Origin of the sequence: Neobacillus driksii, from assembly GCF_013409995.1 — a bacterium.
Taxonomy (GTDB): domain Bacteria; phylum Bacillota; class Bacilli; order Bacillales; family Cytobacillaceae; genus Neobacillus; species Neobacillus driksii.
The window spans coordinates 397,625-418,880 of record NZ_JACCBX010000003.1; the positions used below are offsets into that span (position 1 = coordinate 397,625).

Annotated in this window: 17 protein-coding genes and 3 pseudogenes; 4 read left to right on the plus strand and 16 right to left on the minus strand. The window is 37.5% G+C overall.

What is annotated here, in order from left to right; all coding sequences use genetic code 11:
- Positions 1-142 precede the first annotated feature (142 nt).
- From F4694_RS08290 to F4694_RS08315, 5 genes are all read right to left on the minus strand, one after another.
- Positions 143-826 (minus strand): cytochrome c, encoded by a 684-nt coding sequence (locus F4694_RS08290; protein ID WP_179596720.1) that lies wholly within the window; start codon positions 824-826, stop codon positions 143-145.
- Between the two features lie 10 nt (positions 827-836).
- Entirely contained in the window at positions 837-1,286 is a 450-nt protein-coding gene (locus F4694_RS32100) for a PCYCGC motif-containing (lipo)protein (RefSeq protein WP_374757417.1), read from the minus strand.
- Positions 1,287-1,468: 182 nt separating this feature from the next.
- Positions 1,469-2,026: an elongation factor P gene (gene efp / locus F4694_RS08305; protein WP_179596726.1), complete on the minus strand. Its 558-nt coding sequence runs from the start codon at positions 2,024-2,026 to the stop codon at positions 1,469-1,471.
- Positions 2,027-2,046: 20 nt separating this feature from the next.
- On the minus strand, positions 2,047-3,108 hold the full coding sequence (locus F4694_RS08310; protein WP_179596728.1) for a M24 family metallopeptidase: 1,062 nt from the start codon (positions 3,106-3,108) through the stop codon (positions 2,047-2,049).
- A gap of 103 nt (positions 3,109-3,211) precedes the next feature.
- Positions 3,212-3,709, minus strand: a complete 498-nt coding sequence (locus F4694_RS08315; RefSeq protein WP_179596730.1) for a YqhR family membrane protein — start codon at positions 3,707-3,709, stop codon at positions 3,212-3,214.
- Between the two features lie 423 nt (positions 3,710-4,132).
- On the opposite strand from F4694_RS08315, the gene F4694_RS08320 reads away from it, so the two are divergent.
- Positions 4,133-4,522, plus strand: coding sequence for an SA1362 family protein (locus F4694_RS08320; RefSeq protein WP_308806322.1), 390 nt, complete (start codon positions 4,133-4,135; stop codon positions 4,520-4,522).
- A gap of 36 nt (positions 4,523-4,558) precedes the next feature.
- On the opposite strand, the gene F4694_RS08325 is transcribed toward F4694_RS08320, so the two are convergent.
- The gene (locus tag F4694_RS08325) at positions 4,559-5,443 is read right to left on the minus strand and encodes a patatin-like phospholipase family protein (protein ID WP_179596734.1); all 885 of its coding nucleotides are present in this window, start codon (positions 5,441-5,443) and stop codon (positions 4,559-4,561) included.
- 84 nt (positions 5,444-5,527) lie between these two features.
- Entirely contained in the window at positions 5,528-6,553 is a 1,026-nt protein-coding gene (gene splB / locus F4694_RS08330) for a spore photoproduct lyase (RefSeq protein WP_179596736.1), read from the minus strand.
- Positions 6,554-6,750: 197 nt separating this feature from the next.
- On the opposite strand from splB, the gene F4694_RS08335 reads away from it, so the two are divergent.
- A complete protein-coding gene (locus F4694_RS08335; RefSeq protein ID WP_179596738.1) occupies positions 6,751-8,541 on the plus strand; it encodes an urease accessory protein UreH domain-containing protein in 1,791 nt (596 codons plus the stop codon).
- Between the two features lie 142 nt (positions 8,542-8,683).
- On the opposite strand, the gene F4694_RS08340 is transcribed toward F4694_RS08335, so the two are convergent.
- The 6 genes from F4694_RS08340 to F4694_RS08365 form a co-directional block, all read right to left on the minus strand.
- The gene (locus F4694_RS08340; protein WP_179596740.1) at positions 8,684-10,051 is read right to left on the minus strand and encodes a sensor histidine kinase; all 1,368 of its coding nucleotides are present in this window, start codon (positions 10,049-10,051) and stop codon (positions 8,684-8,686) included.
- Positions 10,052-10,738: a response regulator transcription factor gene (locus tag F4694_RS08345; protein ID WP_179596742.1), complete on the minus strand. Its 687-nt coding sequence runs from the start codon at positions 10,736-10,738 to the stop codon at positions 10,052-10,054. It abuts the gene before it with no gap.
- A gap of 127 nt (positions 10,739-10,865) precedes the next feature.
- Complete coding sequence (locus F4694_RS08350; protein ID WP_179596744.1) at positions 10,866-13,280, minus strand: heavy metal translocating P-type ATPase; 2,415 nt, start codon at positions 13,278-13,280, stop codon at positions 10,866-10,868.
- An 86-nt stretch (positions 13,281-13,366) separates the two neighbouring features.
- Positions 13,367-13,573, minus strand: a complete 207-nt coding sequence (gene copZ, locus F4694_RS08355) for a copper chaperone CopZ (RefSeq protein ID WP_179596746.1) — start codon at positions 13,571-13,573, stop codon at positions 13,367-13,369.
- 176 nt (positions 13,574-13,749) lie between these two features.
- Positions 13,750-14,484, minus strand: a complete 735-nt coding sequence (locus F4694_RS08360) for an urease accessory protein UreH domain-containing protein (protein ID WP_179596749.1) — start codon at positions 14,482-14,484, stop codon at positions 13,750-13,752.
- Positions 14,485-14,646: 162 nt separating this feature from the next.
- Positions 14,647-15,462: a hypothetical protein gene (locus F4694_RS08365; RefSeq protein WP_179596751.1), complete on the minus strand. Its 816-nt coding sequence runs from the start codon at positions 15,460-15,462 to the stop codon at positions 14,647-14,649.
- 279 nt (positions 15,463-15,741) lie between these two features.
- Here F4694_RS08365 and chrA point away from each other — a divergent pair, with 279 nt between their 5' ends.
- Positions 15,742-16,926, plus strand: a complete 1,185-nt coding sequence (gene chrA, locus F4694_RS08370) for a chromate efflux transporter (RefSeq protein WP_179596753.1) — start codon at positions 15,742-15,744, stop codon at positions 16,924-16,926.
- A gap of 40 nt (positions 16,927-16,966) precedes the next feature.
- On the opposite strand, the pseudogene F4694_RS08375 reads toward chrA, so the two are convergent.
- The 3 pseudogenes from F4694_RS08375 to F4694_RS08385 all read right to left on the minus strand — a co-directional run.
- A pseudogene (locus F4694_RS08375) lies at positions 16,967-17,560 on the minus strand (hypothetical protein); the annotation flags it as partial.
- Positions 17,561-17,858: 298 nt separating this feature from the next.
- Positions 17,859-18,995, minus strand: a pseudogene (locus F4694_RS08380) (vitamin B12-dependent ribonucleotide reductase); the annotation flags it as partial.
- 340 nt (positions 18,996-19,335) lie between these two features.
- A pseudogene (locus F4694_RS08385) lies at positions 19,336-20,154 on the minus strand (ribonucleotide reductase N-terminal alpha domain-containing protein); the annotation flags it as partial.
- A gap of 380 nt (positions 20,155-20,534) precedes the next feature.
- Here F4694_RS08385 and F4694_RS08390 point away from each other — a divergent pair.
- A complete protein-coding gene (locus F4694_RS08390) occupies positions 20,535-21,014 on the plus strand; it encodes an SRPBCC family protein (protein ID WP_179596757.1) in 480 nt (159 codons plus the stop codon).
- The last annotated feature ends 242 nt before the right edge of the window (positions 21,015-21,256 follow it).

The window sequence follows — 21,256 nt, forward strand, 5'->3', positions numbered from 1 at the left end:
TACCTATCTCTAATAATTAGCTCCCTATTTTTCATTTCCTAACTAGTACTATAAACCTTATCCTATATACCTAGTTCGTTTGAAAATGAACGTTTTGTTAATATTTTTCATATAAAAAAACCTTGATTCCCAATAATCGGAATCAAGGTTCAAGGTAATCATTTTGTGATTTTTGTTTTACTTTTATCGATCGAATGTAACTAACAATATCTGAGATTTCCTGTTTCTTTAGTTGACGAACCCCATCAAGTCCCTTTAAAGATGGTCCCATTCTGGTATCCTCACGCCCATAGGCAGTACCAATCCAAATTTGCTTGTCAGTGGTGTATTTCAGGTATTCTGGATTAGAAAGAGCTGTCCCCATTTTAGGTTTGCCGCTACCCGCATCTCCATGACAGTTAATACAAGATATATTATATTGTTTCTCACCGTTCAGAGGATCTCCAGTAATTTTTTTAGGCACATCAAACTCTATCTCTTGTGTTTGCCAATTCCTTATAAAAGCAACAACATTGTTTAATTCATCCTCTGAGAGTCTCGGACCATAGCTCGGCATAGCTGTACCTTCTCTGCCAAATTTAACACTATTATAAATGTCTTTGTTACTTACAGCATTTAAATACCGTTGATTATTGATAGCTGTGCCAGCATTTTTACCTTCACCTTTGCCATTTTCTCCATGACAAATCAGACATTGCTTTTGATAAACTTTCTCACCTGCCGCAATTGCATTTGAATTTTTACTGTTAAAAATACCACTGTTTATGATACAGATAATTATCCCAATTATAATGACACCGTAAAGGCTATAGAATATTTTTTTCATTGGTTATCCCTTACTTTGGTTCCGGCGTTGGAGTTGGTTCCCCATAATCTTGATATTTTTTAGTGATTAAGTCATAAATTTTACTAGGGCTTTTACCGTCTAGATTCATTTCTACCGCCTCCCGGGCGATATCGATACAAACGTCTCAGGCTATGCCCATTGAATCCCAACCGGTCACTGCATTATCTTCTCCAAATTGATCAATAAAACAATCTAAATTGCTCTTGTGTCCATCTGAAGCAAAACATCCGCAATAGCATGGAACACCTGCTACAACCTCCGGATAGTTTGATACCATAGCATAAGTTTCCTGGACTAAGTCTGAAGAGTTTAAAACATAATCTGGAAATGGCTCATGCTTCTTATCTAAAGTCACATTTATATCTTTAGAACTGCCGCACGCTGCCAAAAATACGGCTATCGCAGCAATAAGGAACAATAGAGATAGAAATTTTTTCACTTTCTGTGTCACCCCTTTGTTTATTGAATGTAATTCTATTTTTATTTTAGCAAAAACTATTAACCTGAATTGAAAGTAAATATTACTATTTAGTGAAGTTTTCACAATAGAGAAAGTAATAATCTTTTTTAGTATAAAAAAAACTAAGGCCTGAATATATCGGCCTTAGTTTTTTGAGCTAATTATGCACGAGAAACATAGGAAGCTTCTGTCGTATTAATGATTAATTTATCACCTTGATTGACGAAGAAAGGAACTTGAACAGTAAGTCCTGTTTCAAGCGTTGCAGATTTTGTTCCACCTGAAGATGTATCGCCCTTTATCCCTGGCTCCGTATCAGTAACTTCTAGTACAACGGTGTTTGGCAATTCTACACCGAGTGTTTCATGACCGAACATCATGATATGAACTTCCATATTTTCTTTTAAAAACTTTAATTCATATTCGATATTGCTAGCAGGAAGTTCTACTTGTTCATAAGATTCCATATCCATAAAAACATGCTGATTTCCGCTGGCATATAGATACTGCATTTTACGGTTATCAATTTGCGCTTTTTCAACTTTTTCACCAGCACGGAATGTTTTCTCTTGGATTGCTCCATTACGAAGGTTACGAAGCTTTGAACGAACAAATGCAGCGCCTTTACCTGGTTTTACGTGTTGGAAATCAAGAACGCGCCAAAGCCCGCCATCCACTTCAATTGTTAGACCTGTTTTAAAATCATTAACAGAAATCATGTTTTATCCTCCTATGTCTATTACAAAATAATGAGTTCTTTTGAAGAATGAGTAAAAGCTTCGTTATGGTCCTTTGTAATGAGAGTATCATCTTCAATCCGAACCCCGCCAAGTCCTGGCAAGTAGATACCTGGCTCGACCGTTACAATCATGCCTGGTTCAAGAACAAGATCCGAACGGAAAGAAAGAGCCGGACCTTCATGGACCTCAAGTCCAATTCCGTGACCGGTAGAATGCCCAAAATAATCTCCATAACCTTTTTCCGTTATGTAATCTCTTGTTAGTGCATCTGCTTCTTTTCCTGTCATTCCGGGTTTAATACCTACCATTCCCCTCAATTGGGCTTCTAGAACGATGTCATATATTTCCTTAAGCTTTGCCTCAGGTTCACCTACTGCCACTGTTCTAGTGATATCTGATACATAGCCGTCATAATAAGCACCAAAGTCTAAGGTTACAAAATCTCCTTTTTCAATCACCTTATCGCTTGCAACTCCATGTGGGAGAGCAGAGCGGTACCCAGAGGCAACAATGATATCGAAGGAAGAAGAAGTTGCTCCTGCCTTTCTCATAAAGAACTCTAATTCATTGGATACTTCAAGCTCCGTCTTTCCTGGTTGAATAAAATCCAATATATGCTTAAACGCAGCATCTGCGATATCTGCTGCCACCTTTAATATCTTAATCTCTGCTCCTGTCTTAATCAAGCGTAATTTTTCTATAACACCTGAAATAGGAACAAGTTCTGCTTCGAGTTCTTTTTCATAAGCTCTATAAGTGGAAAATGTTAAATGATCTTCTTCAAACCCAAGCTTTTTAATACCAAGGTTTTTTGCCTGCTTCGCTACTTCTTCCACAAGCGTCCCTGTCATTTTGACAACTTCATAACCTTCACATTGGCTTGAAGCTTGTTCCACATAACGAAAATCGGTAATAAATTGCGCCTTGGATGCACTTATGAGTACTACCCCAGCCGAACCAGTAAAGTTTGTCATATAGCGACGGTTAAATTGACTTGTAATTAAAAAACCATCAATTCCATGTGAAGAAAAACTTGATCTTAATTTCTCTATCTTTTCCATCGTCCCACTCTCCCGTATGTAATCCCGTAATAAGTTTAATCCCTATTGAAGCCATATCAAAAATTATTTTATCACATCTAAGTCTATAAAGACTAATAAAGCGTTAAGAGGCAGTCTCGTTTTCCTGCATATGATTGATTTCATACTCATAGTTAATCGAATAGCCAATAAACAATCCATATACCAGATATAAACAAATAGTGGTAATAACTGTGTTACGACTTAAGTCTAAGAATGGCTTTATCCCTGGAAAAATTGGATTTAATACTAAGTACACCAGTAAGAAGAGTATAATCCCATATCCCAAGCCTAACCAAATTCCATTAAATTTTTTTAGTGCCAGGGCATAAACAAAAGCTGCACCAACAGAAAGGATACCAAGTAAAATGATTGAAATAACCGTCCCCAGCATTTCGTTTTTCCAGTTGCCCAACGCCCAAGGACCTAATATTACATTCGGACGAATTTCAGTAAAATTAAAGTAGTATGCTAAAAAACCGATGGTCCCCCAAAATAAACCACCAAATAATCCCGTCCAGAAAACTAATACGGCAAAAGACATAGGTTTCGGATAATTTGATTTTTTTGGTCCATTAGCCATAATAATCTACCCCCTCAAAATCTGTTTTTAAAATAGGCTGTGTGTTGATGAATACTATTCATTTTAGAACCTGTTATTGTAGCGCCTAAATCAACAGCCCTGTTTAACACAGCCTTCACTGAAAATCTTAACCCAGCAGAATTCCACCATATTATGCCCTTTAATTGCCAACCACTTGCATAGAAAAACTTTTTAATTGGAAATATTATGTCTTCCTAGAGGTTTTTTCATGATTGAAGTAGAATAAAATTAAGTACAATAAAATTTTTCAAATTAAGTTCAGAATCTTCTATATATCTCCGGTCTTAATCCTAAAGAACTAACGGAGAGTGATAAATAACTGTAAAAATGGAAGAAATGTCTAAAACATTATTATTTGTGTGTTTAAAAAATTAAGAAAATGCTTATGATGCTCTTAGGGAGGTGGCTTTCTTGAAAAATCGGATTTCCGTTCCTTTGGTTGGTAGTGTTATTGTTTTGGGAATAATTGGCATTATCGGGGCTTTTGCAGGTGATCCTATCGGTTTTCTTAAGAATATCGTAGTGTTCGCATTGGTCGGTTTAGCCATTTATTTTGTTTTTAGACTAATTCGTAGATCAAATCCTAGGAATAAAGAGCAGCAGGCCTTTATAAAGGCAGCTAAGAAGTCCAAAAAACGATTGCAGACTAAAGGTGGAGAACAGTCTACAAAAAGTACATCCTTTGGTTCACTTACTTCTTTAAAGAAAAGCAAGACAAAAAAGAAGTCCCCTGTTCACTTAACAGTTATCGATGGCAAAAAGGGCAAAAAGAAAAATCGAGCGTCATTATAAACGCTCGATTTTTTATTTTTCTTCCTTTAATAACACCTAATAACACCACGACTTAAAGAACTTCTTAGCCGCCTCCCTGCCTAATTCAAACAATTCCTGTTTCTTTTCATTTGTCAGATGGAACTCTATTGATAATGCCCCCTCAGAAGGAACAAAAATGATGTTTTTAGCATGTTTTCTAGATACATAACGTGAATCATGTGCATCCTTCATCGTTTCAAACAAAGCACCGAATAATTGAATTGCATTTTTGATTTTATGTTTTTCATGCTCGTATTCATCTGCACTTAATTTAATTCCAATTACAGGTCGTACCTTTTGTATATTTTCGTGGTCAAAAAGCCACATTGGGAAATTGCTTAATACTCCTCCATCAACGATGACGTTTACTCCATCCATTGATTTTAATTTAACAGGCTCAAAAAAATACGGAATACTGCAGCTCATTCTTACCGCTTTTGCGATTGAAAATGACTCAGGCGGAATACCATATCTAACTAAATCATCTGGCAGGACCATCAGCTTGCCATTGGAAAGGTCGGAAGCAATTATTCTTAAGTTCTGCGGCGGCAAATCCGAAAATGTTCTTACACCTTTTGCTGCTAACTTTTCTTCAATCCACTTTTCAAGCTCATTCCCTTTATATAAACCCAACTTCCAATAAACAAAAAGCCATTTAGCCAGCGGAAAAGGAATAATCATTTTTCGTGCATCGAGGAACTTTGTTAAATCCAGGTCATCAAGAACTTGTTCAATCTCATGACTTCCATATCCTGCTGCAATTAAGGCCGCGACAATCGATCCAGCACTCGTTCCAGCAACACGCTCGAATTGAAATCCTTTCTTTTCAATTTCTTGAATTGCCCCGATTAGGGCAAAACCTTTAATGCCTCCTCCAGAAAAAACACCGTCTATTTTCATGGCAGCCACTCCTAAAGGTGTACTCATTGTTACACTTTAAGCGGTTTGTCATCAAAATAGTACGGTGTACAAGCAAAAAATTTCTCAAGTGAAATATTCAACAATTGCTTTTGGAAAATATTCGTTGATGTAACTGCGAATGGTCGTTTCTAATTCGTTAGCCTCTTCTGTTGGATAGACATATTTGCCGATTCCATAGCGGCCCCATTTATATTTGCGCTTTTCCTCATCCATTTCAAGCTTGGTTTTAGGATACCTTTTTGCTATCACGTTCTTTGCTGGCTTAGTAAAACGGTGTTGGATAAGTTCAAATGTCATATCCGGTATATCTAAGCCTACAAGCTCATTACTTAAACGTTCAAAAAGCTCACGATAGCCTTCCTTCCAATCTTCATGTAAATATATAGGTGCGACAATAAACCCTAAAGGATAGTTTGCCTTTGCAACCTTCCTTGCAGCTGACAGGCGATCTTCAAAAGAAGAAGTACCTGGCTCAAAATTCTTGATAACATACCGAGAATTAACACTAAAACGGAATCTTGTCCTCCCATTGTGATTGGCATCCAGCAGATGATCGACATGATGAAATTTTGTTACAAACCTCAGCAAGCCAAACTCCGATTGTCCAATAAATTCGATTGTCTTCTTTAGTGAATGTGTTAAATGATCTAAACCCACGATGTCCGAGGTACAAGCAGCTTCAAACCGTGTGATTTCTGGCTTGCGCTCATCCATGTATTTCTGTGCTTGTTCAAAGATATCCTCTAGGTTTACATAGGTTCGGATATAAGGTTTGCTGCCGAGTGTCGTTTGCAGATAGCAATAATGGCAGTGCCCCATACAGCCAGTAGCCAAAGGGATTGCATATTCTGCGGAAGGCTTAGAGGTATCAAATTTTAAGGTCTTTCTGATTCCGACTACAAGGGTTGATTTTGCATTTCGGTATTTTTGATTTTCATTATCACCCGGTAAATCACGTATCTGGTTATGTGAAGTAGTCTCACGAATTTCAAGATTCAATTTTTCAAACTTCTCTTTTAGTTCTCTTCCAAGAGGGTATTCTAATGCTCTAGGTTCAAAGTATACTAATTGAGGCATAAAAGGTTCCAAGTTATTTTCCTCTTTTCAATTTGTTTTTTATAGTATGAGCAATTTTGAAATATTAACGTGGTTCATGATTTGTTTATATTTTGTCTACAAATTGTTCACTTTAGTACTCACTTTCTTCATATCATCAACACAAAAATTCTCTATACTTTACCTATTATTTAGTGGGTTTTATTAACAAGTAAAGGTAGGAATACTTTATGAGCATAAAGATAGAAAGCACAAAGGTGTATGAAATGACCTGTACATCCTGCGAGAAGCGGGTTGAAAGAACAGTAAAAAAATTAGATGGTGTCATCGATGTAAAAGCTAGTTTTAGCGGTCAATTTGCCGAAATCGAATATAATGATCATTTATGTGATTTAAAAAAAATAAAAAGTGCCATTCAAAGTGTAGGTTATAGCACTGAAAGCCCTAAAGACTTTAAGTTTATTGGAATTATGATTGCAGTTGCAGCCGTTGTATTACTAGGAATCAATACTGGGAATTACGATATGGAATCACACCTTAATAATGCCTCATATGCTGTATTATTTGTAGTTGGAGTGATTACATCTATCCATTGTGTAGGTATGTGCGGTGGAATCATGCTTTCGCAAAGTATTGGAAAAGAAAGCATGAACAAGTTTGAAGCAATAAAGCCAGCACTTTTATATAACGCAGGAAGAGTGGTCGCATATACGGTACTAGGCGGGGTTATAGGCGCCATCGGTTCTGTTTTCGCTCTTTCACTAACAGCAAAAGCAGGTTTGCAGTTATTTGCAGGTGTTTTCATGATTATGATGGGCTTTAATATGGCTGGTTTTAAGGCCTTTAGAAAGTTCCAAATTAAAATGCCAAATGTGGCTTGTAAAGCAATGAGTACACCTAGAGCACCATTTTTTGTTGGTCTTTTGAATGGATTAATGCCATGTGGCCCTCTGCAAACTATGCAAATATTTGCTTTAGGAACAGGGAGTGCTGCAGCTGGTGCCTTATCTATGTTTATGTTTTCGATCGGAACCGTCCCTTTAATGCTGACATTTGGCGCATTATCAGGGTTGTTGACCAAAGGATACACAAAAAAAATACTAAAGTTCAGCGGTGTGTTAATTATTATGCTCGGCCTTATTATGAGTAACAGAGGGCTTGCACTGGCAGGCATGAATATTAGTCCAATGGCTATAATTTCCAGCGCGGGAGCCTTCGGTGATGCAAATGCCTCATCTTCCTCATCCGATGAGATAAAAGCAACAATTAAAGATGGGGTTCAAGTCTTGAATATGACTGCGAATGTTTATGGCTATACCCCAAAAACTCTTTATGTCCAAAAGGGAATGCCGCTTAAATGGGTTATTAATGGTGAAGAAATTACTGGCTGTAATAATACGATTGTAGTGCCGGGAATGGATATTGAACAGAAACTACAAAGTGGAAATAATCTAATTGAATTCACACCAGGTAGTGAAGATCTGAATTTTAGCTGCTGGATGGGAATGAAGCGTGGAGTAATTAAAGTTGTAGATGACCTAGAAGCTATCACTGCTTCAAGCAGTGACAGAGATGGAGTTGATTCTGCTGTTACTGCCCCTCCAGCGGAACCTGCTCAGCCTAGTATCTACGGAGACGATTTTAGTAAGGCAGCGACTGATCGATTAGTTAAAAAAGCGGAAATGGCTGCTAACGAGCAGACAATTACTATAAAAGGAACCGGATATGAGTTTGAGCCGCTTATTATGGTGGTTAATAAAGGTATTAGTTCAAAAATGGCCATAGACCTATCTTCCTTTGATAATGCAGAAGGGTACTTTATGATCCTAAATTCATCAACAATGCAGATTGTTGCCGATTTTACTGGGACAAAAGGAGTCAATAATATTGAATTTACAATTAGTAATAGTGGTTCGTATGGTATCTATCTAAATGAAAAAGATTTATTGGGAATTATTGAAGTGGTTGATGATCTAAATTCAGTAGACCTGGAAGAGGTAAGAGCGAAATATATTCAATAACCAACAAGAAGAGTCTTAGTAATCGTTTGATTACCAAGACTCTTTTATTTATCCAGCTGGTATAAAGCCCTTTAACCTTAATGCATTTAATAATACTGATACGGAGCTTAAACTCATGGCGGGTGCTGCGATGAGTTTTGGGTTAATTTGTTGTATTAAAATAGACTTTCACTGTAGTTCCTACACCCTCTTCACTTTCTACCTTAATCAACGCATCATGAAGCTCAAGGATATTCTTAACAATCGTTAAACCGATACCATTTCCTTCAATTTGACTTCTACTCTTATCTCCTCTATAAAGCCTTTCAAAAATAAATGGTAAATCTTCCTGCTTAATACCAATCCCATCATCTATTACTTCCATAATAATCGTGTTTTTTTCCTTATAAAGTTTAATCAAAATCGTCCTATTACTATCTGAAAATTTAAGTGCGTTAGATAATAAGTTTATAATCACCTGTTTCATTTTGTCTTTATCCGCGTTGATTTTGTATTCGTCCAGGGCGATTTCAAATTGAATCGTACAATTTTTATTTTCAGCAGCCCTATAGAAGTCCTTACAAATCTCTGAAATTAGATGATCAAGGTATATAGATTCATAATTAATCTTGATACCTTCAGATTCAAACTCTTTTAACAAATTTAAGTCATTTATTAATTTTCCAAAACGAATGACTTCCTCATTTAAATAATTTAATCCCTCATTTGTAACAGGTAATACACCATCAATCATCGCTTCAAGATTATTCTGTATCACATTTAAAGGAGTTCTAATCTCATGCGTAATATCTGATACTAACCTTTTTCTGAGAGTGTCCTGGTGTTTTAATTTACCTGCAAGAATATTCACACTTTTCCTTAAATCCTCTAACTCTGTAATATTACTTTTTATATTCGATACGGTATCAAAGTTTCCTTGAGATAAGCGGACAGACATGTTTGCTACTGCTCGAATGGGAATAGAAAATTGCTTTGAGAAGTACAGACTCAAGCTAATGATGATAATTAGCGCAAGGGTACCACTAGCAATAATGCTTTTGTTTATAGAAGATTTAAAGGTTAAATCTTCCTCTGATAGAAGGACTGACGAATATTGTCCGATATCAATAAACCCAACTATTTTACCATTCGCTTTTATTTTAAATGTTTTCGTCGTATAAACGCCATTATCATGTCCTGACATTTCCCCGATATGGATTTGAGTTTGTAAGTCATCTGGATCCATTCCCCAGACTGCCTGTTTACTGCTATCTAAAAGGGTCAAACAATAATTCCCCATATAGGCCTCGTGCATTAATTCAATCCCTGTATCCGAGGACCATTTCCCTTCCCTTTTATATGCTTCCTCAAAATAGGAAACGATTCTTTCATACCTCTTGTTTTGAATATCAATCATGTATTCGTTAAATTTATTGGAAACCGTCAGATTAACAAAAACGGTAACTAGCAGGATAGCGGCCACCGTGGATAGGACCAACAACAGACTCAATCTTTTATTAATTGTTTGCACCTACTTCTCACCGCCAAATTTATAGCCTGCTTTCATTACCGTAACAATATATTTAGGGTTCTTTGTGTCTTTTTCAATCTTTTTACGGATATTTTTTATATGGACATCAATCGTCCGATCGTACCCGTTAAAATCAACGCCAAAGATTTTATCTATCAATTGCTCTCTAGATAATACATTCCCTTTTGCGGTGACGAGAGCACAAATAATATCAAACTCATTTGGTGTAAACGGGATATCTTGTTCTAGTATGCGAACTGCTCTTTTATCACAATCAATTAATAAATAACCATCATCATAAATAACCTTTGATGAAGGAAATTTAGAACCTATTCTCCTGAATAAAGCATTTACTCTAGCAGTTAGTTCTCTTGGACTAAATGGCTTTATTAAGTATTCATCGGCACCTATATTTAATCCTTCTATTTTGTCATTTAATGATCCTTTTGCTGTGAGCATAAAGATATGGACATCCGATGTTTGACGGATTATTTTACAAACTTCTTCGCCGCTAATATCCGGTAGCATCAAATCTAGTATAATTAATTTAAAATCTGCTGTATTAAACACATCCAGCCCTTTTAATCCGCTTTTTGCGCTAGAAACTTTATAACCTTCTTTTTCTAAATATCCTTTAATAACGGTTGATACACTTTGCTCGTCTTCAATCAGTAAAATATGATTCATCTTATTTCACCCAGCTTATAAAATTAGAATCCTTGTAATTTAAGTATAATATTTACAGATAGTGATAAATGTAAAAAAGGCTGACAATTATGTGTCAGCCTTTTGGTATTAAGATTAAGTTCCACACCTAGAGTTTTACCTTTTGTAATCGTAACGCATTAAGAACAACCGATACAGAACTGAACGCCATCGCAGCCCCGGCGAGCCAAGGTGCTAAGAAACCAAGTGCAGCGAATGGTATTCCCAGTGAATTATAGGCGAGTGCCCAAAAAAGGTTTTGTTTTATATTCGTAATTGTCTTTTTACTCATGTAAATGGCATCTGCAATACTATTTAGATCCCCGCGAATAAGGGTGATATCTGCAGCTTCCATCGCCACATCTGTTCCGGTTCCAATGGCCATCCCGATGTCAGCAATCGCCAGCGCCGGGGCATCGTTTATCCCATCACCTACCATCGCTACTTTCTTTCCTTGGGCTTGTAATTTCTTAATTTCAGCTGCCTTGCCCTCCGGAAGAACTTCCGCAATGACATGTTCTATTCCAGCTTCTTTGGCAATTGCTAAAGCGGTCTGCTGGTTATCACCTGTAATCATAATGACATTAAGCCCCATAGTTTTAAGGCGGTTAATCGCACCCTTTGAGGTATCCTTAATCGTATCAGCGACAGCAACGGTGCCTGCATATTGCCCGTTGATTGCAGCAAGCATAGCCGTCTTCCCTGCCCTTTCTAATTCATCCATTTTTCCGAATGCTGCTTCTGCGTCCACATGATATTTATTCATTAATTTTCTAGTACCAACTAATAATTCTTTCCCATCGACCATTGCTTTAATGCCAAAGCCAGGAATTGCTTCAAAATCAGTAACTTCTTTAAAAGTAATTCCTTTTTCTTTTATCCCTAGGAAAATTGCTTGTGCTAAGGGATGCTCCGATTGCTTTTCAGCAGAACCTATCATTGATAATATTTCTTCCTCGTTAAACATTGTGTCTGTAATTACATCCGTTAAAACAGGTGTACCATTTGTTACTGTCCCTGTTTTATCAAGTACAACAGTTGTAATTCGATGGGTCATTTCTAAATGCTCCCCACCTTTAAAAAGAATCCCAAATTCTGCTGCCCTTCCCGATCCAGCCATAATCGACGTTGGTGTTGCTAATCCTAATGCACATGGACAAGCAATAACAAGGACAGCAATCATTTTTTCTAATGCCTCACCAAAGTTTCCTGGGGCAACCCACACAAACCAGATAATAAAAGTAAGAACGGCGATTCCCACCACGATGGGTACAAATACACCAGATATTTGATCGGCAAGTCGTTGGATTGGTGCCTTAGAACCTTGTGCTTCTTCGACCACTTTGATAATTTGCGCTAGTGCTGTATCTCTGCCGACTTTTTTTGCCTCAACCTTTAAGAAACCATTTTTGTTAAGTGTCGCTCCAATTACATCATCACCTGCAGACTTATCAACAGGAACACTTTCTCCAGTAAGCATAGACTCATCGATGGCTGAAGTTCCCTCAATAATTTTACCGTCTACAGGAATTTTTTCACCCGGCTTTATCAGGAGGATATCTCCAACAACTACTTGCTCAAGCGGAATTTCTAATTCTTGCCCATTTCTTTCCACTGTGGCGTTCTTAGCTTGAAGACCCATTAATTTTTTGATTGCTTCTGAAGACCGGCCTTTTGCTTTCGCTTCAAAAAGCTTCCCTAAAATAATTAAGGTAATTAAAATGGAACTTGTTTCATAATAAAGCTCCACTCCATGGGCTTCTTCCATAAGAGACATGATTGATAAATACAAACTGTAAAAATAAGCTGCGGATGTACCTAAAGCAACCAGTACATCCATATTTGCACTCTTATTTCTAAGCGCTTTATAGGCACCGATGTAAAACTGGGAACCAATAATAAATTGAACAGGCGTAGCTAATGCCAACTGCACCCATGGATTCATAAACGCTTCCGGAACCCAAATAAACGATGTAAATGTAAAATGTCCAACCATGGCCCATAATAAAGGAAGGGACAAAATCGCTGCAAAAATAAATTTGCCTGTTTGCTTTTTAATTTCCTGTTGACGGTGGTCAGTTGTTTCCTTTACGTCTTCTTTTATATGTGCTACATATCCCAGCTTTTCAACTTTGTTAATAATGTCACCTGGTGTTAAAACAGACCCATTGTATTCCACGGTCGCCTTTTCGAGCGCAAGATTCACATTGGCCTTAACAACACCATCTAGTTTATTTAAGCCTTTTTCAATTCTTGTTGAACACGCAGCACAGGTCATTCCAGTAATATCAAACTCCGCTTTTTCGGTAACCACGTCATAACCAAGGTCTCTTATCTTTTTTTCAATATCCTCGACCTTTAATTTTTGTGGATCGTATTTAATAGCAGATTTTTCTAAGGCTAGATTTACAGTTGCGTTTTCTACACCTTCTAATTTATTTAATCCCTTTTCAATCCTTAAGGCGCATGCAGCACAGGTCATTCCAGAGATTTGTATATTGGTTTCTTTTAAAGCTTGAGACATAAAAGTCACCCCTTTATACCCCGCTTGGGTATATTTTATTTTAAAAAGAACGTGCTATTTCAGTAGCACGTGTCTTTTCCTATTTTTTATTCTACATCGTAACCTTGATCATCAATTGTTTCTTTAATTTTATCTAGTGACACTTCTTGGTTGTTATATTCAACGTCAACTGTATTAGCTTTTAAATTAACTTTTACGGTGCTTACTCCATTTAGTTCACCAACACTGCCTTCAACTGCTTTTACACAATGATCGCAAGACATTCCTTGTACGTTCAAAGTAACTTTTTCCATTTATATACACCCTTTCGTAATTAACACTTTTTTTAACCTTGTAAAAGAGGTAAGGTTCTTAACTATATTTAACCATACCCCCCTACCCTATGTAAAGTATTTTTTATCGTTTAATTGATTCTTTTTCAACTTTCACATTTTGTTCATAAATGGATATTTTTTATCCAAGAGTTATGTTACAAGGACCAATAGGTTAAAGAGTCAAATATGCCTAACAAGATGATCAATACTCCCGAAACTCTTTGAATGGAAGCTCCAATCTTTCTCCCCTTTTTCATTAGTAATCCGCCCCCGCCTAAGTACCAAATAATCAAAATAAATAGGATTAAAGGGAGTGCAGTACCAATAGCAAATATCGATGGCAGGATAAAGCCGTAGGAACTGGACAAGACAATCGGCATTAAAGTAACAAAAAACAGAATAAACATCGTTGGACAAAAGGCGAGCGAAAAACTGAAACCAAGCATAAATGAACCAAATGGAGTTTCCTGTTTGTAGTCTTTAGATCCTTTAAATAAATTGATTGTTCCTCGAAGTTTTATCAATCCTACCATATACAAACCTACAATGATCAGCAGCGGGCCCATAATTTTACGGATCCAAGGGAAATAGGAAATTAGGTTTTCTTGTATTTCTCTTCCTAATATCCAAACCAACCCACCTAACAATGAGAAGGCTGCTATTTTGCCTAATGTGAAAAAAATTACGTCCTTCCAAACAATTTTCTGTTGAAAGGAGCGGTTACCATACAGTGTTAAGGCACTGATGTTTCCGGTTAGCTGACATGGTGCCAAAGCTCCCACTATCCCTAAAAGCAGGGCAAAAATGATAGGCCAAGACTCCAAGTTATTGGCGATGATAAAAAACGGTTTGCTGACAAAAGAACTAAATTGACTCATGAGATTGTACATAGCATCACCTTATTTTTCATGGATGATAAAAACTGACTATTTACTAAGTTAATACTATAACAATTGTAATGAGATATTATGTTGAACGTATGAAGAGTTTTTGACACTTTTGCGACGATTTTCATTACAAAAGCACCGTGAAGTATCGGTGCTTTCTATAGACTATTTAATTTCTACAACGTATGGATAAACGAATACTTGCCCGTTAAACTTAAACTCTGCCCAAATCTTATATATCCCTGGTTCTGAGAATTTTGTAGCAAATACAGGCTCATTTCCTTCAAGTGGGTGAACGTGAACGTAATTTTCTCCTCTTTCATCCAGTATTACGACATGTCCTAATGCTCCAAGATACTGTTCTGGGGTATCTCCAGCTAAATCAAATTTAAGTTGGATGTCCTCATTTACTTTTAATGAACTTGGATACAGTTTAACTGAATGGCCGCCAGCTTCCTTTGCTAACTCGGTGTCAACGGTTAGCGAATCTTTTTCATGTTCAGTATGATTTTCTCCTACCATGAATGAAATAGGGGCTACTTCATATGCCTTGCCTGTTGGTTTAATATCAACAAATGCTTTATACTCCCCTGCTGGTAATGAATGAGCTACTTTGAAGACTCCAGGCTCGTTTGTTTGAGGATGTAAATGTTGATACTCTTTTAAATCCGTACTGACAACAATTAAATGCATCAATTTTTCGTGATTCACTTCTAAATCTGATACAGGGTTTCCTTCTAAATCCTTCAACGTAATGATCAATTCTCCATTTTCAACTTGAATGTTTGGAATGACTTCACTTTCACCATCGTGGTTATTACCATTTTCTTTATGCTCCTGACCGTGGGAGGACTCTGCCTCTTGTTTGTGTGGAGCATTTGTATCATTATGAGACTCTGGTTCTGTAAAAGAAGCATAAACATAGTATCCTCCTACAATTACAAACAGGTAAACTAATGCAGAAATAGTCCATTTTTTCATAAAAACTCACTCCTTAATACCTATGTAGGGTATATTTTTTTGAAAAAGAGAGCGTGCTCAATCTAAAGCACGTTCTTAACAAACCTTAATTTATCTTTTGGAAAAACCAACATGAAGATGTTGTTAACTATCTGATGAAAAGATTATATTATACCCCGGTATAGTATGTAAAGAGGGATTTACATATTTTTAACATTTAATGGTGCCATTTTAAATGATTATTTCAAAACAAACAGATAAACTTATCTTTAATACACGTGTAGCTCAAAAGGGGGATTTATGAAACAAAGTAAACTTTCTTTACTTCTTGAAATCCTAATGGTTTCAGCAAAACTTGGATTAACTTCATTTGGCGGTCCCATCGCACATTTAGGGTATTTTCATGATGAGTATGTTCGAAGAAGAAAATGGCTTGATGAACAAGCATACGCGAATCTTGTAGCTCTGTGCCAGTTTTTACCTGGTCCGGCCAGCAGCCAGGTTGGTATAGGAATAGGCGTAATGCGCGGCGGTTTGTTAGGTGGAATTTTAGCATTTGTAGGCTTTACAACCCCTTCAGTTGTCATGCTGATTCTTTTTGCCCTTATACTAAAAGGAATGGATATCGGAAATGCAGGCTGGATTCACGGGTTAAAAATTGTAGCTGTTGCCGTTGTGGCTCATGCGATATGGGGGATGGCACAAAAGTTAACTCCTGATTTATCCCGAAAAGCTATTGCCTTACTCGCTTTAATTTGTACCCTATTGTGGCAAACAGCATATACACAGGTAAGTGTCATCTTAATCGCAGCTGTTGCAGGTTTTATTATCTATAAGGGGCAAAAGGAAGATTCCATCACTGTTATTCAAGTCCCACTTACCCGAGGATTCGGGGTTATATGTTTAGGTTTATTTTTTGGATTATTGATTGTCCTCCCTATATTAAGAGAGTTGACTGCTTCTAGCTGGGTAGCGATGTTGGATAGTTTTTATCGATCAGGTTCGTTAGTGTTTGGCGGCGGGCATGTGGTTTTACCATTATTGGAACGAGAGTTTGTTCCAAGTGGCTGGCTCGATAAGGAAGCATTCCTAGCTGGATATGGAGCTGCACAGGCGGTACCTGGACCATTGTTTACCTTTGCTGCATATATAGGTGCTGTTGTGGATGGATGGGCAGGTGGATTACTGGCAACCTTTGCAATCTTTCTTCCTGCGTTTTTATTGGTGTTAGGGACATTACCGTTTTGGGTCAGTATAAATCGGAATCCTAATATATCAGGAGCAGTAATGGGTGTCAATGCAGCAGTTGTAGGAATACTGATTTCTGCTTTTTATGATCCAATTTGGACTAGTACTATTTTAGCGCCTATAGATTTTGCCTTTGCGGCACTATTGTTTAGCATGCTAGCCTATTGGAAGCTACCGCCTTGGGTGATTGTGGTTATTGGGGTTATTGGCGGGTACTTACTTAGTTTAATTGTGTAAAAAAATGAGGATGCCCTAAGGACATCCTCATTTTACATTTTTATAAACCACACTTTAGCTGCGTACCACAATTAGAACATGTATTACAGCCGCCAATTTCCTTTACTTTACCTTTACGGCAGACTGGACATGTGTTTCCAACTTCAGAACCAATCGTTACATCGGTTGAACGAAGGTCACTAATGGTATCAACAAGTACGACGTGCTGTTTCGTTTTTTCTGTGAATGTTGGGATCTCGTTTTCTTCAGCTTTAAGGGTAAGGACTTGTGAATCACGTGATCCATCTACATAGACTGTACCACCCTTAGCTCCGCCTTTGTAAAGACGCTCATACACTTTTTCCACTTGCTCAACACTATATCCTTGTGGAGCATTTACAGTTTTACTGATAGAACTGTCAATCCAACGCTGGATTACACATTGAACATCTGCATGTGCTTCAGGAGCAAGCTCCATCGCTGCAACAAACCAGCTTGGAAGATTATCTGCATCTGCTTCAGGGTGTTTATCAAGGTATTCTTGAACGATATCAGCCTTCACTTCGATAAATTTCCCTAAACGACCGCTTCGGAAATAAGAGAATGAGAAATAAGGTTCTAATCCAGTTGATACACCAACCATTGTTCCAGTACTCACTTTTGTTACTCTCCATATTTTTTTATAGAGGGCGGGAATATTAGTACCCGCTCCATATGTCGCCATATGGGTCAGACTATATCATCAACCATAATTTTATGGTTGCTCAGCATGTAGTCGTTGAAGGGTCAGCCACGACTTCCCTGCGGATTGTCTGGTAGGCGATAAGCCAACACTCTTACATTTTTACCCGATTACTTGTTGGCAAGACAAAGGTAGTAAGAGATACGCCAGGGTTTCCCGCATATAGCTAAGTTTACGCAGCGCTCTTACGAACACTGGGGGCAATTACTTTACCCGTTGGAGCAACAGTTAGCAAATGTGAATTTCTTATTCCATTTTCTAATATAGATTGACGGACATCTTCAGGCATTTTTTTCATGTATCCTGTATCAATAAAAGCTTGGCGCAAACGGTTGGTTTCTTCGCGTGTTTCACCGTTTAAGAATGGGAAGCTTCCCTTTTCTTTGGCTAGTTCCACGGATGTTTTATACGCTGTAGTTGCAATTACTTCAAAAATCTGATCAACAAGTTTATTACCTTCTTCTGATCCATAAACCGTTTCACAATAGATTAGCATATCATGCAAGCCCATTACACCAAGTCCTACACGGCGCTCTCCAAGAGCCTGCTTCTTATTCTCTTCAAGGAAGTATGGTGTAGCATTAATAACGTTATCTTGCATTCTAACTCCTACAGCTACAGTCTTCTTTAACTTTTCAAAATCAACTGTTTTTGTTTCCTTATCTGCCATTTCTGCAAGATTAACAGCTGCAAGGTTACAAACAGAAAATGGTGCAAGAGGTTGCTCCCCACAAGGGTTTGTTGCTACAACTTGTTGACCATATGCTTTGGCATTGGTCATGTCGTTGGCGTTGTCGATGAAGAATATTCCTGGCTCTGCAGAGTAAGTTGCACAAATGTTTATAAGGTTCCAAAGCTCTTTTGCTTTGATCTTCTTGTAAACTCGTACTTTGTGACCGAGTCTCTCCCATTCGCGAACGTCTCCAACATTATGCCATTCTTCATTGTAAATCTTCATTTCCTCTTTACTATAATGTTCAACATATGGAAAACGAAGCTCATAATCACTATCATTTTCAACAGCTTCCATGAATTCTTTTGTTAAACAGATAGAAATATTTGCACCGGTAAGGAATTCTGGATTATGAACTGTATAATTACCACCAGTTTGAAGCTTTTCTTCAGCCTCTGCAATGATGTCTTCACCGAAGCCACCTAAGCCTGGAATATGTTTATAGTTAACAATTCCCTGATACATTGCTCTCTCTTGGGCAGTTAGCGGTGTTAATTTTAGTTTGTCCTTAGCATGTTTCTTAATAGTTTCATCATTTGTATTTTCAATCAAAAACCTTAAGATTCTAGGGTTTTGCATTTTTGAAATAATAAATTCAATAACGTCTGGATGCCACGTATAATACCGTCCCTTTCAGGATATTACTCTGCCCCATATTGGGCAGACGGACTAGACTATATCATCACCCTCAGCTTTAAACTGTTAGGGGCCGGGCGCTTATGAGAGTTTATTGTTGGGACTCACTCTCTAGTCGTTGAACCTTCGCCATTACCTTTTGCCCTATGACGCTTGGCTGCAGATTGTCCAATACTTACAATTTTTAAAGCATTCACGCTCACCGTTTCCAGTCACGTTGTAGCTTGCAAGTCTCTAAGGATTTTCCTGCAATTCACCCGATTTTCTTGTCATTCATTTTCTGAATGACGCGGACTAGTGCATCTATTGTCACTTTTTAATCCGCCAGCATTATCATCTGAGCTCCACGTCTTGATCCACCTTGTTCTACTAGATGTGTCAATTTCGCAATATCATCTAACCACGATACCGAACCAGATGATTTTCCATTTACACCTCTTGCCAAGGTGTTTCGTGGTCTTAATGTTGAACCATTTGTTCCAACACCGCCACCGCGGCTCATGATTTCCATAACCTGTTTACGGTGATCCGAGATCCCTTCACGTGAGTCTGGAACAAAAGGCATTACATAACAGTTAAAGAACGTTACATCTGTTTCTGCTCCTGCCCCATAAAGGACGCGACCAGCTGGAATGAAATTCATTGATACTAGCTCATTGTAAAACTTTTCAAACCACTCGATTCGCTTGTCTTCTGTTTCTTCAACTGAAGCAAGACCGGTTGCATTTCTCTTGGCAATCTGCTCATAAAACAATTCTAGAGGCTTCTCAATTACATCTAGCGAGCGCCAAATCAATCCTGTTGCCGATTCCTCAGGGTCATCTAGGACAGCTCTAAATTCCTCTTCTACTAAAACCTTTGCTTTTTTACTCTCCCAATCAATCTCCATGATGTATCCAAGACCGCGTGCTGGGAATTTTGGATCTTCTTTTATAGTGAGAACAACAAAGTCGCCATTCGTTAGGGTGATTTTTGCAGTGTCTTTGAAGGTGTACCGGTCCAACATGACCAATCGTGAAACACCCTTATGAGTGATTTTCATATCTGGGGTAACCGGGTGCACTTGGGGGAATAAGTGGATATCCTCATTCAACCTTTCAAAATCAATATTCATTTTTTGTCTAAAAACTACAGACATGAGAACAACTCCTTCAAAAATTCTATATCTTGTATGAGATTCTAGTAAGTTATGCTATATCTAGCTGACTCGATATAAATAAGTTAACATAGGTAGATACAACAAATCAATATATAGTACCGAAAATATTTTCGACACCACTACATATTGTATTTGAGGCAAAAAATATAAACTTTGTCAAACTCAAAATAAACTAGAAATTAGAGAATAGATAAGATATCTTTTAAATTTCGGCAAAATACAGGAAAATTTAACAAATTTCGCAGGTTGCGATTTTTAAATAGAGGAAAATTAAAAGCTATAAAGGAGATATATTGATTATCAAGAATATTAAAAAAGGTATACTTAATTAATAAGCCAACAAGAGGAGGAAAAAATAGATGATAGCACATATTGAAAAAGTTGAAAACGGCTATACTGCCACATATGAACGCCATCTTAACCATTCAGTTGAAGAGGTATGGTCTTATTTAACGGACAATGATAAACTGCCAAAATGGTTCTCAGAATTACGTATAGACGAACTTCGTAAAGGCGGGGTAATTAAATTTGATATGGGAGATGGAACATTTGATGAACTTTCTATCCTAGACTTAAAAGTAAATTCTGTTTTGGAATTCTCCTGGTGGGTAGATACCGTTCGGTTCGAATTAACCGAAGAATCAAATGGATGTGTATTGCGCCTAATAGAAAAAATAAAAACCATTACTGACCATACCCCAAGAGACCTTGCTGGTTGGCATGTATGTTTAGATGTCATCGAAGCATTATTGGATGGCAGGGCCATTGAACGTAAAGAGGAATGGAAAATCTGGTATGAAAGGTATGTTAAAGAAATCGCGAAAGTCACTAAACAATAACAACTTAGGCGGACTCAATACAATTGAGACCGCCTAGTTTTATTTGCTAATATTTTTTTGTTAACATTCAAGCGTATGGTTCCTGAGGCATAATTTCTCAGGTTTATCTTATTTTTGGGCCACATTAGCCTTCATAAGGTCCATTTTCTAAGATCACTGTTCTTTTTGGGCTTCATGAACCCTTCATGAGACCCGTTCTCTCCGATTACTAACCTGTTTGGGCTTCATGAACCCTTCATGAG

What these genes read in the sequence shown, in the direction of transcription:
- F4694_RS08350 (WP_179596744.1), bottom strand. Translation starts at nt 13,280, where the DNA reads ATGTCTCAAGCTTTAAAAGAAACCAATATACAAATCTCTGGAATGACC.
- efp (WP_179596726.1), bottom strand. Translation starts at nt 2,026, where the DNA reads ATGATTTCTGTTAATGATTTTAAAACAGGTCTAACAATTGAAGTGGAT.
- F4694_RS08390 (WP_179596757.1), top strand. Translation starts at nt 20,535, where the DNA reads ATGATAGCACATATTGAAAAAGTTGAAAACGGCTATACTGCCACATAT.
- F4694_RS08325 (WP_179596734.1), bottom strand. Translation starts at nt 5,443, where the DNA reads ATGAAAATAGACGGTGTTTTTTCTGGAGGAGGCATTAAAGGTTTTGCC.
- copZ (WP_179596746.1), bottom strand. Translation starts at nt 13,573, where the DNA reads ATGGAAAAAGTTACTTTGAACGTACAAGGAATGTCTTGCGATCATTGT.
- F4694_RS08360 (WP_179596749.1), bottom strand. Translation starts at nt 14,484, where the DNA reads ATGTACAATCTCATGAGTCAATTTAGTTCTTTTGTCAGCAAACCGTTT.
- F4694_RS08365 (WP_179596751.1), bottom strand. Translation starts at nt 15,462, where the DNA reads ATGAAAAAATGGACTATTTCTGCATTAGTTTACCTGTTTGTAATTGTA.
- chrA (WP_179596753.1), top strand. Translation starts at nt 15,742, where the DNA reads ATGAAACAAAGTAAACTTTCTTTACTTCTTGAAATCCTAATGGTTTCA.
- F4694_RS08345 (WP_179596742.1), bottom strand. Translation starts at nt 10,738, where the DNA reads ATGAATCATATTTTACTGATTGAAGACGAGCAAAGTGTATCAACCGTT.
- F4694_RS08290 (WP_179596720.1), bottom strand. Translation starts at nt 826, where the DNA reads ATGAAAAAAATATTCTATAGCCTTTACGGTGTCATTATAATTGGGATA.
- F4694_RS08310 (WP_179596728.1), bottom strand. Translation starts at nt 3,108, where the DNA reads ATGGAAAAGATAGAGAAATTAAGATCAAGTTTTTCTTCACATGGAATT.
- F4694_RS08315 (WP_179596730.1), bottom strand. Translation starts at nt 3,709, where the DNA reads ATGGCTAATGGACCAAAAAAATCAAATTATCCGAAACCTATGTCTTTT.
- F4694_RS08335 (WP_179596738.1), top strand. Translation starts at nt 6,751, where the DNA reads ATGAGCATAAAGATAGAAAGCACAAAGGTGTATGAAATGACCTGTACA.